This window comes from Streptomyces sp. NPDC050535 (assembly GCF_044457665.1).
Lineage (GTDB): Bacteria > Actinomycetota > Actinomycetes > Streptomycetales > Streptomycetaceae > Streptomyces.
Map to the genome: position 1 here is coordinate 221286 of NZ_JBITHE010000013.1, position 14807 is coordinate 236092.

General features: G+C 71.8%; 14 protein-coding genes. 1 reads left to right on the forward strand and 13 read right to left on the reverse strand.

Going from position 1 to position 14807, the window contains the following annotated elements:
- Window positions 1-73: 73 nt before the first annotated feature.
- The 10 genes from ACIBLC_RS27470 to tsaB all read right to left on the reverse strand — a co-directional run bounded on the left by ACIBLC_RS27470 (window position 74) and on the right by tsaB (window position 10715).
- Window positions 74-1132 carry a LacI family DNA-binding transcriptional regulator gene (locus ACIBLC_RS27470; protein WP_399213882.1) on the reverse strand — a complete coding sequence of 353 codons (1059 nt, stop codon included), beginning with the start codon at window positions 1130-1132 and terminating at the stop codon, window positions 74-76.
- A gap of 133 nt (window positions 1133-1265) precedes the next feature.
- Window positions 1266-3494, reverse strand: coding sequence for a glycoside hydrolase family 3 N-terminal domain-containing protein (locus tag ACIBLC_RS27475; RefSeq protein ID WP_399213884.1), 2229 nt, complete (start codon window positions 3492-3494; stop codon window positions 1266-1268).
- Between the two features lie 32 nt (window positions 3495-3526).
- The gene (locus ACIBLC_RS27480) at window positions 3527-4342 is read right to left on the reverse strand and encodes a carbohydrate ABC transporter permease (RefSeq protein ID WP_399213924.1); all 816 of its coding nucleotides are present in this window, start codon (window positions 4340-4342) and stop codon (window positions 3527-3529) included.
- A gap of 116 nt (window positions 4343-4458) precedes the next feature.
- Window positions 4459-5469, reverse strand: coding sequence for a carbohydrate ABC transporter permease (locus ACIBLC_RS27485; protein ID WP_399213886.1), 1011 nt, complete (start codon window positions 5467-5469; stop codon window positions 4459-4461).
- Between the two features lie 9 nt (window positions 5470-5478).
- Entirely contained in the window at window positions 5479-6786 is a 1308-nt protein-coding gene (locus tag ACIBLC_RS27490; RefSeq protein ID WP_399213887.1) for an extracellular solute-binding protein, read from the reverse strand.
- A gap of 314 nt (window positions 6787-7100) precedes the next feature.
- Window positions 7101-8144, reverse strand: a complete 1044-nt coding sequence (locus tag ACIBLC_RS27495) for a LacI family DNA-binding transcriptional regulator (protein WP_399213888.1) — start codon at window positions 8142-8144, stop codon at window positions 7101-7103.
- A 76-nt stretch (window positions 8145-8220) separates the two neighbouring features.
- The gene (locus ACIBLC_RS27500) at window positions 8221-8472 is read right to left on the reverse strand and encodes a hypothetical protein (RefSeq protein ID WP_399213889.1); all 252 of its coding nucleotides are present in this window, start codon (window positions 8470-8472) and stop codon (window positions 8221-8223) included.
- Entirely contained in the window at window positions 8469-9575 is a 1107-nt protein-coding gene (gene tsaD / locus ACIBLC_RS27505) for a tRNA (adenosine(37)-N6)-threonylcarbamoyltransferase complex transferase subunit TsaD (RefSeq protein ID WP_399213890.1), read from the reverse strand. Before tsaD ends, ACIBLC_RS27500 begins: the two co-directional genes overlap by 4 nt.
- Window positions 9568-10050: a ribosomal protein S18-alanine N-acetyltransferase gene (gene rimI, locus ACIBLC_RS27510; RefSeq protein ID WP_399213925.1), complete on the reverse strand. Its 483-nt coding sequence runs from the start codon at window positions 10048-10050 to the stop codon at window positions 9568-9570. The genes tsaD and rimI overlap by 8 nt, the downstream gene beginning before the upstream one ends.
- A 17-nt stretch (window positions 10051-10067) precedes the next feature.
- A complete protein-coding gene (tsaB, locus tag ACIBLC_RS27515) occupies window positions 10068-10715 on the reverse strand; it encodes a tRNA (adenosine(37)-N6)-threonylcarbamoyltransferase complex dimerization subunit type 1 TsaB (protein ID WP_399213891.1) in 648 nt (215 codons plus the stop codon).
- A gap of 122 nt (window positions 10716-10837) precedes the next feature.
- Between tsaB and ACIBLC_RS27520 the strand changes: the two genes are divergently transcribed.
- Entirely contained in the window at window positions 10838-11392 is a 555-nt protein-coding gene (locus ACIBLC_RS27520; RefSeq protein WP_399213892.1) for a hypothetical protein, read from the forward strand.
- Window positions 11393-11816: 424 nt separating this feature from the next.
- On the opposite strand, the gene tsaE is transcribed toward ACIBLC_RS27520, so the two are convergent.
- The 3 genes from tsaE to alr all read right to left on the reverse strand — a co-directional run bounded on the left by tsaE (window position 11817) and on the right by alr (window position 14800).
- The gene (gene tsaE / locus ACIBLC_RS27525) at window positions 11817-12350 is read right to left on the reverse strand and encodes a tRNA (adenosine(37)-N6)-threonylcarbamoyltransferase complex ATPase subunit type 1 TsaE (protein ID WP_399213893.1); all 534 of its coding nucleotides are present in this window, start codon (window positions 12348-12350) and stop codon (window positions 11817-11819) included.
- Window positions 12316-13554 (reverse strand): alpha/beta fold hydrolase, encoded by a 1239-nt coding sequence (locus ACIBLC_RS27530; protein ID WP_399213894.1) that lies wholly within the window; start codon window positions 13552-13554, stop codon window positions 12316-12318. The genes tsaE and ACIBLC_RS27530 overlap by 35 nt, the downstream gene beginning before the upstream one ends.
- 88 nt (window positions 13555-13642) lie before the next feature.
- Window positions 13643-14800 carry an alanine racemase gene (gene alr, locus ACIBLC_RS27535; protein ID WP_399213895.1) on the reverse strand — a complete coding sequence of 386 codons (1158 nt, stop codon included), beginning with the start codon at window positions 14798-14800 and terminating at the stop codon, window positions 13643-13645.
- Window positions 14801-14807 lie beyond the last annotated feature (7 nt).

Sequence of the window (14807 nt, forward strand, 5' to 3'; positions counted from 1 at the left end):
GGAGAGTGTGGAGCGGGCCGCACCACTCGTCAATACAGGAACTGCGCCCCGTCCCGCCAAGGCCGAAACACGGCTACGCCGGCGGCGCCCCCGTGCTGCTGCGCACCACCAGGCTCGTGGCCAGCTCCATCCGGGTGGCCGCGGCGGGCTGTGCGCGCCGCCCCAGTTCCAGTACCAGCCGCGCCGCCGCCTCGGCCATCTCTGTCAGCGGCTGCCGTACGGTCGTCAGCGGCGGCCCGACCCAGCGCGCCACCGGCAGATCGTCGAAGCCCACCACGCTCAGGTCCTCCGGAACGCGCAGCCCCAGCTCACGGGCGGCCTCGTACAGACCGAGGGCCTGGAGGTCGTTGCCCGCGAAGACGGCGGTGGGTCTGTCGGGCGACCTGAGCAGTTCAAGGCCCGCGCGGTAGCCGGACTCGTGGTGGAAGTTCCCGGGCCGGATCAGCTCCGGGTCGACCGGCAGCCCGGCCGTCTCCAGGGCGGCACGGTAACCGTCGACGCGGGCGCGGCTGCACATCATGCGCGAGGGGCCGCTGATCGCGCCGATGCGGGTGTGGCCCAGCTCGACGAGGTGGCGGGTCGCGGCGAGCCCGCCCTGCCAGTTGGTGGCGCCGATGGAGGGCACGTCGTCGCCGGGGTCACCGGCCGGGTCGAGCACCACGAACGGGATGGCCCGGCTGGTCAGCAGCGCCTGACCGGAGGCGTCGAGCCCGGACAGGACGAGGATCACGCCGTGCGGGCGGCGGGCGGCGACCTGGTCGGCCCAGGTGCGGCCGGGGGTCAGCCGGCCCGCGCTCTCGGAGAGCACGACGCTCAGCCCCTCGTCCCGCGCGACGTTCTCGACGCCCCGGATGACCTCCATCGCCCAGGCGCTCTCCAGCTCGTGGAAGACCAGGTCGATGAGGGGCGACCGGGTGGCCTCGGCCCGGCGGCGCCGGTAGCCGTAATCGCGCAGCAGCCCCTCCACGCGGGTACGGGTCGCCGGGGCCACGTCGGCCCGCCCGTTGAGCACCTTCGAAACAGTCGGAGCCGATACGCCGGCCTCCCGGGCGATCTCGGCGAGCGTGGCGGTCTGGGTCGACCGCCGTGCCGTCCCGGTCCCCAGAGGCTGCGCCGGATTGGCAGAGTTCATGGCGGCGATCGTAGCCCCGCCCGCTCACCCGTCTAACCCCCTTTGACGCCACACTCCTCCCCGGGAAAACGGCGGCTGGCGCGAAACATTCGACCCGTGCACCGCCGAGCTCGCTTCCCGGGCTCGCCACAGCTCACTTCACCCGCACCTCGCACCGCATCCGCCGCTCCCGCCCCACCACCCGCTCAGGCCCGGTCAGCGTCACGAGCACCGAGTGCCGTACGCCCTCTCCGTCACTGGACGCGCCCAACCACAACTCCAGCTCGCCCGGTTCGACGATCCGGTCGCCGTCCGGTCCGGTGTACGCGGCGAGGTCCGCCGGGAACGTGAAGTGGACCTCCGCCGACGCCCCCGCCTCCAGCGGCACCCGCGCGTAGCCCACCAGTCGGGCCACCGGCCGCGCCACCTTGCCGACGGGGTCGTGGAGGTAGAGCTGCACGATCTCCGTCCCGGCCCGCTCCCCCGTGTTGCGGACCGTCAGGCGCAGCGTCGTCTCGCCGTCCGTGGGGAGCGTGTCGGTGTCGGCCGAGGGGCCCTGCCAGGCGTACGTGGTGTAGGAGAGCCCGTGTCCGAACGGGAACAGCGGTGTCGGATCGAGGCTGCTCGCCTCGCCGCGCAGGCCGAGCGGCGGGGCGAGGTACGTCCACGGCTGCCCGGCGGGGTCGCGCGGCACGCTCACCGGCAGTCGGCCCGAGGGGTTCACCCGGCCCGACAGGACCCCGGCGACCGCGGGGCCGCCTTCCTGGCCCGCGAAGAACGCCTGCACGATCGCCGCGCAGCGGTCCGCCCAGCGTCCGAGCGCGTAGGGCCGCCCGGAGAGCACCACGAGCACGACCGGCGTCCCGGAGGCGAGTGCCGCCTCCACCAACTCACCCTGTCCGGCGGGCAGTTCGAGGTCTGCCACATCGCAGCCCTCGCCCGAGGTGCCCCGGCCGAACAGCCCCGAGCGGTCCCCGACCGCGACCACACACACCTCGGCCGCCGCCGGGTCGTCCGTGAACTCCGCGTCGGGCAGCTCCGCCCGCAACGCTTCGAGCAGCGTCGGCACGGCGACGCCCATCGGCAGCTCGGGGTGGTCGAGGAGGACATGGCGGGGGAAGGTGTAGCAGCCGAGCATGGCCGCCGCGTCGTCGGCGAGCGGGCCGAGGACCGCGACCCGCCGGGTCCCCGAACCGAGCGGCAGCACACCGGCGTTGGAAAGCAGGACGACCGACTCCTCCGCCAACCGCCTGGCCAGCAGCCGCATATGGGGCGGGTCGAGATCGGCCGGAGCCTCGGCCGGGGGCGGCGGCGCCCAGTCCGGGTCCAGCAGCCCCAGCTCGCACTTCTGCGTGAGCACCCGCAGCGCCGCCCGGTCCACCAACTCCTCATTCAGCGGCCCGGCCCCGAAGCACCGCACCGAGGGCAGCTCCACGTCCACGCCCGCCGCGAGCGTGAGCGCCGCCGCACCGGCCGGCGAGTCGGTGAGCCCGTGCGCCGACTCCAGGAAGGAGACACCGAAGTAGTCGGAGACGACCGTCCCCCCGAACTTCCACTTCTCCCGCAGGAGTTGGGTGAGCAGCTCCACGTGCGCGTGCGCGGGCAGCCCGTCGACGTCGTTGTACGCCGCCATCACCGACCGCGCGCCGCCCTCCCGCAGCGCCATCTCGAACGGCGGCAGGATGACGTCCGCCAGTTCACGCGGGCCGATCGACGCCGGCGCGTGGTTGCGTGCGCCGCGTGAGGCCGAGTAACCGGCGAAGTGCTTGAGCGTGGCGATGATCCCGGCCGACTCCAGCCCCTGGACGTAGGCGGTGCCGACGGTCGCCACCAGGTAGGGGTCCTCGCCGATCGACTCCTCCGTGCGGCCCCAGCGGGGATCTCGTACGACGTCGAGGACGGGTGCGAGGCCCTGGTGCACGCCGACCGACCGCATCGAGGCGCCGATCGCCGCCGCCATCTCCTTGACCAGGGCCGGATCGAAGCTCGCGCCCCAGGCCAGTGGTGTGGGGAAGATCGTCGCCTGCCAGGCGGTGAAGCCGGTGAGGCACTCCTCGTGGGCGAGGGCGGGCAGCCGGAAGCGGTTCGCCGAGCGGACGCGTTCCTGGAGGGCGGCGAGGCGGGCGGCACCCTCGGCCGGCTCGACGGGTGTGGTGCCGAAGGGGCGCGTCAACTGCCCGAGGCCGTCGGGGAGAAGCTCCGTCAGATCGACGTCGCCGGACAGCGCGTGCTGGAGCGGCGCCATGTCGCCGCCCGGCGTCTGGTCCGAGCCGGGCCAGATCCCGTAGAGCTGGGCGGTCTTCTCCCGGAGGGTCATCCGGGAGAGCAGATCGGCGGCGCGGACGCCTGCGGAGAGGGCGGGGTCCTGCCAGGGGTCGGTCATGTAACTCCTCACATCCATACGGTGAGTGGGCGTCAGCCCTTGGTCGCGCCGAGCGTGATGCCGCCGATCAACTGCCTTTCGGCGACCGCGTAGAAGGCCAGGGCGGGCGCCATGGCGAGCACCAGGTACGCGAAGATGCGGGCCACGTCGGAGGCGTACTGGCCCTGGAACTGCTGGATGCCGACCGGGATCGTCCACCAGGTGGGCTCGCTGAACACCAGCAGGGGCAGCAGGAACTGGTTCCAGCTGCCCACGATGGCGAGGACGGAGACCGTGCCAAGGGCGGGCCGGGCCAGCGGCAGCAGGATGCGCCAGAAGAAGCCGAAGCGTGAGCAGCCGTCGATGGTCGCCGCCTCCTCCAGCTCCCCGGGGATCTCCCGGAAGAAGCCGCGCAGGATGACGATCGTCAACGGCAGGCCGAAGGCCGCCTCGGGAAGGATCACGCCCCACGGGTTGTCGAGCAGCCCGAAGGTGCGCAGCAGGATGAACAGCGGCAGGATCGCCACCGCGAACGGGAACATCAGCCCCATCGTGAAAAGGGTGAACATCAACTCCCGTCCACGGAAGGCGAACCGGGCGAGCGCGAAGGCGGCGAGCGCCGCCGTGGCCACCGTGAGCACGGTCGCGCCCACCGCTATCAGCGTGCTGCTGCCGACGGACCGCCAGAACGCGCCCGAGCCGAGCAGCGACGTGTAGTTCGAGGTCACCCAGGGGTCGGGAAGCCCGAAAGGGTTGCTGGAGAGCTGGTCGGTGGACTTGAAGCCGGAGATGAGGGCGTACAGCAGCGGGGTCACCATGAAGACCCCGACCAGCCAGAGGATCACGTACAGGGGCGCCTTGCGCAGCATCCGGCGCCGCGCCACACCCTTCGGCAGGCCCGTCCGCGCGCCCGGCACCGCGTCCTTCGGTGCGCCCGTCCGCGCGCCCGGCACCGCGTCCTTCGGTACCCCGGTGTGCCCGGCGCTCATCGGTTCGCTCGCATGGTGGTGATGGCTCCTTCGGTGTCACGGCGCAGCACGAAGCGCTGGTAGGCGAGGGCGAAGACGAGGCTGATCAGGAACATCGCGACGCTGATCGCGCTCGCGTAGCCCATCTGGTAGCGCTTGAAGCCGTACTGGACCATGGAGATCGCCATCGTCTCCGAGGCGTGGTCGGGACCGCCGCTGGTGATCACCCAGACCAGGTCGAAGAGCTGGACGGAGAAGATGACGGACAGGAACGCGCTGATCCGGATGGTCGGCGCCAGCAGCGGCAGCGTGATGTGGCGGAACCGCTGCCAGGTGCCGGCGCCGTCGATGCGCGCCGCCTCGTGCAGTTCGGCCGGGATGCCCTGGAGCCCCGCCAGGTACAGCATCATGTGGAAGCCGAAGTACTTCCACGTCATGACGAGGAAGAGCGTGGGCAGCACCGTGTCCTGACCGGCGAACCAGTCGCCGCCCAGCGTGCTCAGCCCCACCGCGTCGAGGACCTTGTCGGCGAGCCCGTCTCCCGGCGCGAAGATCATGCCGAACAGCACGCCGGTGATGACCTCGGACAGGATGTACGGCGCGAAGAACAGCATCCGGTACACCGCCCGGCCGCGCAGCTTCTGGTTGAGCAGCACGGCCATGGCGAGCGCGAACGGCAGTTGGAGGACGATCGAGAGCCCGATCAGCAGCCCGCCGCGCGACAGGTCCCCGAGGAACACCGGGTCCTTGAGGAGCCGCGTGTAGTTGCCGAGGCCCTCGAAGTCCGAGAGCGGCCCGAAGCCGCCCCAGTCGAAGAAGCTGATGTAGAACGCGTAGCCCATCGGCACCAGCACCAGGAGCCCGAACAGCACGAGCGCCGGGACCGTGAACACGAACGCCCCGAGCCAGTCGCGCAGTCGGCGTGCGGCGGGCCCTCGGGTTTTCACACCGGGCGCTGACGGCGGCACGGGCCGGCCGGGCTCCTTGCCGACTTCGGGCACGTACGTCGGTGTCGTCGAGTGCGTCATCGGCGGCGGCTAGCCCTCGCTCTTGGCGACCTGGGTGACCGAACGCGTCACCTGTTCAGGGGACTTGGAGCCCGCGATGAGCGCGGCGACGCTGTCGTTGATCTCCTGGCCGACGGCGGGGGCGTACGCCTGGTCGAGGTAGAGCTGGAAGCCGGTGGCGGTGCTCAACGCGTCCGACACGGCGGTGAGGTTGGGGTCGGTGAGCGCGCCGCGCGCGGCCTTGGACACCGGTATCAGCCCGGTCTCCTTGACGAGCTTCTCCGCGAACTCCTTCTCGGCGAAGAACTTCAGGAACTCCACCGCCGCGTCGGGCGCCCCCTTGCGCACCGCGTGCCCGCCGCCCCCGCCGAACACCTCGGTGAGCGCGCCCTTTCCGCCCTCGACGGCGGGGAAGGAGAAGAAGCCGAGGTCCTCGCCGATGCCCTTGCCCGAGTCGTTCTGGACGACCGGCGCCCACTGGCCCATCAGCTCCATGCCGGCCTTGCCGTTGCCCATCGTGGCCGCCTCGCCGTTCGGCGTGGAGTAGGCCGCCCCGAGGAACCCCTTCTGGAACGGCTCAAGGGCGACGAGGTCCTTGAGGTGCTGCCCCGCGGTGACGAACCCGTCACCGGTGAAGTCGGCGTCGGTGGCGGCCTGTTGCATCGCTTCGAGCCCGCCGACCCGCATGGAGAGGTACGCCCAGAAGTACATGCCGGGCCACTTCTCCTTGCCCGCCAGGGCGATCGGCGTGACCCCGGCTTCCTTGAGCGCCTGGACGGCGTCCAGATAGCCGGACCAGGTGGTGGGTGGCGAGGCGATCTTCGCCTTCTTGAAGAGCGCCTTGTTGTACCAGAAGCCGACCATGCCGATGTCGAAGGGCACCGCGTACGCCCTGTCCTCGAACTGGTAGGCCGCCTGCGCGGCGGGCACGAAGTCCTTCGTCCAGGAGGACACCTTGTCCGTCAGGTCCTCGACCAGACCGGCGTCGATCTGCTGCTTCAGGACCCCGCCGCCCCAGGTGTGGTAGATGTCCGGCAGTTTCCCCGAGGTGGTCAGCGCGGTCATCTTCGACTTGTACGCCTCGTTCTCCAGCGTGACGATCTTGATCCGCACGTCGGGGTTCGCGGCCTCGAACTCCTTGGCCCGCTGGGCCCACAGCTTCTTCGCGGGCTGGGTCGTCGTGATGTTCCACCACTCGACGGTGGTCTTGCCCGAACCACTCCCCTCGTCGGAGGAACCGCACGCGCTCAGGGCGGCCGCCCCCAGCCCGGTCGCCGCGGAGGCCGCGAGGAACCTCCGGCGATTGAGAGAGGGGTAGGTGTTGCTCAACGCTCGCATCGCGCACCTTCCGGAAGTCTGCCGAGAATTATCGGTCGAGTGCGCGGGAAGTTACGGGCGTACGACAGGTAAGTCAACGCCCCTGACAAATATCGGCGGGCGGGACCCTTTCAGCCCGTCCGGCGTTTGAGGACGAGCGCGAAGCGCGACAGGGGGGCCTGGGGGCGCAGCCCCAGAAACGGGAAGGGAAGGGGCGGAGGGGGCGAAACCCCGATACCTCAGCCCAGCGGCGCCGCACTGGACCGATCCCTCAGCCCCGCGGCGCCGTACTGGACCCCACCCTCAACGCAACGGCGCCGCACTGGACCCCACCCTCAACGCAACGGCGCCGTACTCGCCCGAACCACCAGCTCCGTGGCGAGCTCCACGCGAGGAGACGCCGGCTCCTCCCCCGCCGCAAGCCGCAGCACCGTACGAGTGGCCAGCTTGCCCATGTCGGCAAGCGGCTGCCGCACGGTCGTCAGCGGCGGCGCAGACCACCGCACCTCGGGCAGATCGTCGAACCCGACCACGCTCATGTCCTCGGGCACCCGAAGCCCCCGCCGCCGCAACGCCTCGATCGCCCCGAGCGCCATCTGGTCACTCGCCGCGAACAGCGCGGTCGGCGGCTCCGCCAGATCGAGCAGCCGGTCACACCCCTCGAACCCGGACTGGTGGTAGAAGTCTCCCTGCACGACCAGGGCGTCGTCGACCGCGACCCCCGCCCCCTCAAGTGCCGCCCGGTACCCGTCGAGCCGGGCCCGTGAGCAGAGCAGCCGCACCGGCCCGGCGACGAAGCCGATCCTGCGGTGCCCGAGCCCGAGCAGATGCTCGGTGGCCGCCATGCCGCCCGCCCAGTTGGTGGCACCGACGGTCGGCACGTCCTGGAACGGCGACCCCGCCGGATCGACGACCACGAGCGGCACCCCGAGGCGCCGCAGCTCCTCGTGCATCCGGGGTTCCAGCACGGAGGTCACCAGGATCACGCCGTCCGAGGCCCGGGCGCGCAGGTTGGTCATCCACTGCCGGGCCGAGCCCGACGCTCCGTGGATGGCCGACACCACCGTGCCCACCCCGGAGGCGTGCGCGACCTCCTCGACCCCGCGGATGATCTCCACGGCCCAGGGGCTGTCGAGGTCGTTGAAGACCAGGTCGACCAGGGCGGCCCGGTCGCCCGGCGCGGACGGCCTGCGCTGGTATCCGTGGTGGCGCAGCAGCTCCTCGATGCGGGCCCGGGTCTCCGGCGACACGTCGGAACGGCCGTTGACGACCCGCGACACGGTGGGCACCGAGACCCCGGCCTGCCGGGCGATCTCGGTGATCGTCACCTTGTTCTTGATGCTCTCCCGGGCCACACGCCCACCTCCGTCGACAATCATGAAACCTTGCAGGAGTCTTCCGGAAAAGCGAGGTCGACGTGAGGCCCAGCCGGAATCGGAGGTGACCGGACCGCCGTCAGGGCACCGGCTCGAACCGCCACCGATGGACCGCCCGCGTGACCAACTCACCGTCAGGCTCAGGCAGTTCGGGAAGTTCGGCATCGTACGGCGCGTCCCACCACGTGAGCACGAGCACACGGTCCTGGGGCGCCCGGAAGACCTCTCGGCGCAGCGGCTCCGCCCCCAGCTCCTGCTCCCGCACCCAGTCGAGCAGTTCCCCGCCCCGCCCGGAGACGGCCCGCGCCTCCCACATCAGCACCACGCTCACGAGTACAGGTTCTCCTTCGAGACCTCGTGCACATGGTCGTGCGAAGCGGCGGCGTGCCCCCGCCCGGGCACATGGGTGTCGGTCACCGGCAGCGACGAGTCCGCCGACAGGTCCCAGTCGGAGGCGGTCCGGTTCCGCGCCACCATCTCGGCGCCCAGCGCGGCCACCATCGCCCCGTTGTCCGTGCACAGCTTCGGCCGCGGCACCCGCAGCCGGATCCCGGCGGCCTCGCAGCGCTCCTGGGCGAGCACCCGCAGCCGGGAGTTGGCGGCCACCCCGCCGCCGATCATGAGGTGGTCGACGCCCTGGTCCTTGCAGACGCGTACGGCCTTGCGCGTCAGCACGTCGACGACCGCCTCCTGGAAGGACGCGGCCACATCGCGCACCGGCACCTCCTCGCCGGCCGCCCGCTTGGCCTCGATCCAGCGGGCCACGGCGGTCTTCAGACCGGAGAAGGAGAAGTCGTACGCCGCGTCGCGCGGCCCGGTGAGCCCGCGAGGGAAGGCGATCGCCTTCGGGTCGCCCTCCTTCGCGTACCGGTCGATGACGGGGCCGCCGGGGAAGCCGAGGTTCAGCACCCGCGCGATCTTGTCGAAGGCCTCGCCCGCGGCGTCGTCGATGGTCGCGCCCATCGGCCGTACGTCGGAGGTGATGTCGGCCGAGAGCAGCAGCGAGGAGTGGCCGCCGGAGACGAGCAGCGCCATGGTCGGCTCGGGCAGCGGCCCGTGCTCCAGCTGGTCGACGCAGATGTGCGAGGCGAGATGGTTCACGCCGTAGAGCGGCTTGCCCAGCGCGTACGCGTACGCCTTCGCCGCGGAGACCCCGACGAGCAGCGCGCCGGCGAGCCCGGGGCCCGCGGTCACGGCGATCCCGTCCAGGTCCGAGGCGGCGACTCCGGCCTCCTTCAGGGCGCGCTGGATGGTCGGCACCATCGCTTCGAGGTGGGCTCGCGAGGCGACCTCGGGCACGACCCCGCCGAAGCGCGCGTGCTCGTCGACGCTCGACGCGATGGCGTCCGCCAGCAGCGTGGTGCCGCGCACGATGCCGACACCGGTCTCGTCGCAGGAGGTCTCGATGCCGAGGACGAGCGGTTCGTCAGCCATTGTTCTCGGTTCCTTGTACGCCGTTTACTGAGGTGGAGGGGTCGTGGAGGCGCATCACGAGCGCGTCGACGTTCCCCGGTTGGTAGTAGCCGCGGCGGAACCCGATGGCCTCGAAGCCGAAGCGTTCGTACAGCTTCTGCGCGCGGATGTTGTCCACCCGGCACTCGAGCAGCACCTCGGCGCACTCGAAGGCGGTCGCGGCCCGCAGCAGTTCGGTCAGCAGCCGTGCGCCGAGCCCGGTGCCCCACTGCTCGCGGCGCACGGCGATCGTCTGTACGTCGCCGAGGTCGCCGGAGGCCGCGAGTCCCGCGTACCCGTCGAGCCGCCCGTCCTCCTCGGCCACGACATACCGCCGGGTCGCCTCGGGCCCGCGCGCATGGGCGAGCTCCGACCAGAACATCCCCCGGGACCAGGCGTCCTCGGGGAAGAGGTCCCTCTCAAGACCCAGTACGGGATCGATGTCCCACCAGCGCATCTCGCGCAGCACGGCGGTCACTTGGGGGTGACCACCTTGTAGTTCTTGGGGACCTGGGCGTCCGGGCGGCGCAGGTAGAGCGGCCGGGGGGCGGGCAGCTCCTCCCCCGCCGCGAGCCGCTCCGCCGCCAGCGAGGCGAGCGAGGCGGCCGAGACGTGCTCGGGCGCGCGGGCGTCCGGAAAGCTGTCGGGGTAGAGCAGCGCGCCCGCTCCCACGGCGGGCAGACCACCGAGGTCGAGGTCCGCGGGCCGGTCCACGGCGGGCTCCGACACGCGGGTACGCGGATCGGCGTAGCGCGCCCAGTAGACCTCCTTGCGGCGTGCGTCGGTCGCCACGACGAAGGGGCCCTCGATGTCGGCCGCGTAGGCGAGCCCGTCGAGGGTGCACAGGCCGTACACCGGCACGCCGAGGGCGAGGCCGAAGGTGTCGGCGGTCATGAGGCCGACGCGCAGCCCGGTGTAGGGGCCGGGACCGGCTCCGACAACGATGCCGGTGACGGCGTCGAGGCGCAGATCCGCCTCGGCGAGCACCCGGTCGACGGCCGGCAGCAGCAGCTCCCCGTGCCGGCGCGCGTCCACCTGGCTCGACGAGGCGATGACGGACGTGCCGTCGTGCAGGGCGACGGTCACGGCGGGGGTGGCGGTATCCAGAGCGAGCAAGAGCACGCAAACAGCGTACGGCGCCCGGGGCGGACGTACTGCCGCCCCGGTCTGCCGCACCCCTCCTGCTACCGTCACCACAAGCGACGTACAGGGTAAGAACGTGGTTCGAGAGGCAGGCGTGCAAGGTGGCTAGGAGCAGCTCGGGAATCGTGGCCGGGCTCACCGTGGCGGCGGTCGCCGCAGTCGGCTTCCTCGCCTTCCAGGCGTCCGCGAACGTGCCGGACAACCTGGGCAGAGCGAACGCGAGTGCGACACCCAAGGCCTCCGCCTCGAAGACCCCCGGGAAGTCGGCGGACCCGGCGGCGCTGCCCGCCTCCTCCGGCACCGGTGAGCGCGTCGTCTACGCGACCGGGACCGACCGCGTGTGGCTGGTCGCCGCGAACAACAAGGTGCGGCGCACCTTCGAGGTCACTCCCGGGACGGTTGACCCGACCGTCGGCACGTACGCCGTCACGACCCGCGCCAACGCGGTCACCGGCTCCGACGGGGTGCAGATCGAGCACGTCGTCCGCTTCACGTCGGTCGACGGCGTCGCGATCGGCTTCAGCGCCGCCGTCGACGGCACGACAACCGCCCCCGACGCCTCCAAGAAGCTCGGCGGCATCCGGGAGTCCCGCGAGGACGGCACCGCCCTGTGGAACTTCGCAACGGTCGGCGTGAAGATCGTCGTACTCAAGTAAGTCTCCGCCAGCAGCGCCCCGTCGGGGCCGGCGGAGCGCCTACGCCGCCTTGTGAGGCACCGCGTCCGCGACAGGCGCGGGCGGCAACGGCGCCCGAGGCGGCAGCGAAACCGCCTCGGCCGCGGCGCAAGCCGCCAGCAGCTCCCGCATGGAGACTCCGGCGACCGCCGGTGACCGCCGCACCGGCACAGCACGCTCTGCGGCGGATCGCTCTGAAGCCGGCATGGACGCCTCCTGGAGCTTCGGGGGCCACCGTGGTTAGGTAGACCTAACCAAGGACTGATGTCCATGTGACCACGCCCGGGACGCGAAACGCAACATCTTGCCGACGTCTTGTCGGAACGTTATTCGAATGTACGAAGAATCCGGCGCGTGTACGAAGAGTCCGGCGCGGCGCCCGTGTTCAGGCTCGGAACGCGGACGCTCAGGCCGAGAGCGCGCTCAGATCGGCGCTCGCCCAGCGCCCGCCGAGCCCGGTCAGCGTGACGTGCCGTACCTCGTCCGTGGTGTCGCCGACGGCCCGGTGGATCACGACGTGCAGCCGATCGTCGGTCAGCTCCTCGACCTTGCCCTCGCCCCACTCCACGACGATCACCGAGTCGGACAGCGAGACGTCGAGATCGAGGTCCTCCATCTCGTCGAGCCCGCCGCCGAGGCGGTACGCGTCCACGTGGACGAGCGGCGGACCCTCGCCGAGGGAGGGGTGCACGCGGGCGATGACGAAGGTCGGCGAGGTGACCGCGCCGCGCACGCCGAGCCCTTCTCCGAGGCCGCGGGTCAGGGTGGTCTTGCCCGCGCCGAGCTCGCCGTTCAGCATCACCAGGTCGCCCGCGCGCAGCAGCCCGGCCAGGCGGAGACCCAACTCCCGCATCTGCTCCGGGGATTTGACGGTGATCTGGACGCCGGTGCCTCCCGCGGTGGGCTCAGCCGGGCTGTGCGGTGCTGCTGGTCGTTCCATAGCCACCAACCGTAGCCCCTGCCGGGACGGCGCCCACGCGCATCAGGAGGTCGGCGAGACGGTCTATGACGACCTCGGGGTGCTCCAGCATCACGAGGTGTCCGGCGTCCGGGACGAGCACCAGCTCGGCGTCCGGAAGCAGGTCCGCGATCGCCTCGCTGTGCTCGCTCGGGGTTACCAGGTCCTTGACTCCGGCCAGGACGAGCACCGGCATGGCCGCGAAGTGCACGAGCGCCGCGGTCTTGTCGTGCTCGGTGAACGCCGGGTAGAACTCGGCGACCACGTCGATCGGGGTGCCCTCGATCATCCGCTCGGCGAACCGCTCGACGGCCGGGTCGATGTCCCGGCTGGCGAACGAGTACCGCTTGATGATCCCGGCGAACAGATCGGCGGTGGCCCGCCGCCCCCGCTCCACCAGGGCTGCCTGCTGCCCGAGCGCTCTCAGCACGCCCGGCAGCACCCAACGCACCGCGTTGACTCCCGCGACGGGCAGCCCGAAGTTGACCTCCCCGAGCCGCCCCGACGACGTACCGACGAGCGCGGCGGCGACGACCCGGTCGCGGATGAGCTCGGGGTACTGGTCGGCCAGCGCCATCACCGTCATGCCGCCCATGGAGTGCCCGACAAGCACGATCGGCCCCTCGGGCACGGCGGCGTCGATGACGGCCTTCAGGTCCTGGCCGAGCTGGTCGATGGTGACCGGCTTGTGCTCCTCGACCTGGGCGACGCCCCGGCCGGAGCGCCCGTGGCTGCGCTGGTCCCAGTGCACCATCCGCACCACACCGCGCAGCGCGGCCCGCTGGAAGTGCCAGGAGTCCTGGTTGAGGCAGTAGCCGTGGCTGAAGACGACGGTGACGGGGGCCGGGGCCTTGCGGCCGAAGAGTCGCCGGCGGCGGCCGTTGAGCGGGACCTCGGTCTCGACGTCGTCGACCTCGTAGTACAGCTCCGTGCCGTCGTCCGCGTACGCCTTGCCGGGAGCGCCGCGCAGCGCGCCGTACGGTCCCGCCGAGTCGAGGGCGAGCCGGGCCCGCTGCCGCATACCGCGGCCGACCGTGAGCCGCTCTATGGCCACTCCGGCGGCGGCACCCGCCGCGACCACGCCTATGGCGACGCCCGCGATACCGGTTGCCTTGCGCCAGTTCCCGGCGGAGGCGGCGACCGCCGAGGCCGCACCCGCGACGGCCTCCGCGCTGCTCTCGCTCACTTCCCGCTCCTCTTCGCCGGTTATTCGCACTGTTCGAGGTCCTGGCGCGCACACGTCGCACGCGGATTCGCTGTACACCCCTTCGCTGTTACCCGCTCTGTTCGTTATTCACCTTCACGTAGACCCGGGGTACGCGGGTTCCGATCCGGGTGACGATTTCGTACGCGATGGTTCCCGCGGCGCGTGCCCAGTCCTCGGCGGTCGGCTCGCCCCGGTCGCCGGGTCCGAACAGCACCGCCTCCTCGCCCACCGCCGGTTCGTCCCCGCCGAGGTCGACGACGAACTGGTCCATCGCGATCCGTCCGGCGACCGTCCGCAGCTTGCCGCCGACCAGCACGGGTCCGGTGCCCGAGGCGTGCCGAGGGATGCCGTCCGCGTAGCCCACGGGCACCAGGCCGAGGGTGGTGGCGCCGGGGGTGACGTAGTGATGCCCGTAGCTGACGCCGTGCCCCCCTTCCACGTGTTTCACCAGCGCGATCGACGCGCTCAGCGTCATCACCGGGCGCAGCCCGAAGTCGGCCGGGGTGCCGATCTCGGGGCTGGGCGAGATGCCGTAGACCGCGATCCCCGTGCGGACGAGGTCGAAGTGGCTCTCGGGAAGGGTCAGCGTGGCGGGCGAGTTGGCGATGTGCCGCACCTCGGGGCGGACGCCCCGCTCCTCGGCGTACGCCACCAGCTCGCGGAACAGGGTGAGTTGGGCCTCGATGGAGGGGTGACCCGGTTCGTCGGCGCAGGCGAGGTGCGACCAGAGGCCGGTGACGGTGATCAGTCCTTCGGCCTCGGCGCGCAGGGCCTCGGCGACGAGTTCGGGCCAGTCGGCGGGCTGGCAGCCGTTGCGCCCGAGGCCGGTGTCGGCCTTGAGCTGCACGCGGGCGGGGCCGCCGACCTCCCGCGCCGCTTCGACGACCTCACGCAGGGCCCACATGCCGCTGACCGACACGTCGATGTCGGCCTCGATGGCCTGGGCCCAGGGGCCGCCGGGGGTCCAGAGCCAGCACAGGATCCGGCCCGGCAGTCCGGCCTCGCGCAGGGCGAGCGCCTCCTCGGGGGTGGCCGTGCCGAGCCAGCCGGCGCCCGCCTCGCGTGCCGCGCGGGCACACGGCACCGCCCCGTGGCCGTACGCGTCGGACTTGACCACGGCCATCACGGCCGCGGACGGCGCGTGGGCGCGCAGGGCCCGCACGTTGGCACGGAGGGCGGCCAGGTCGATCTCGGCGCGGGCGCGCAGGGGAGCTGTCTCGTTCATAGCGCCC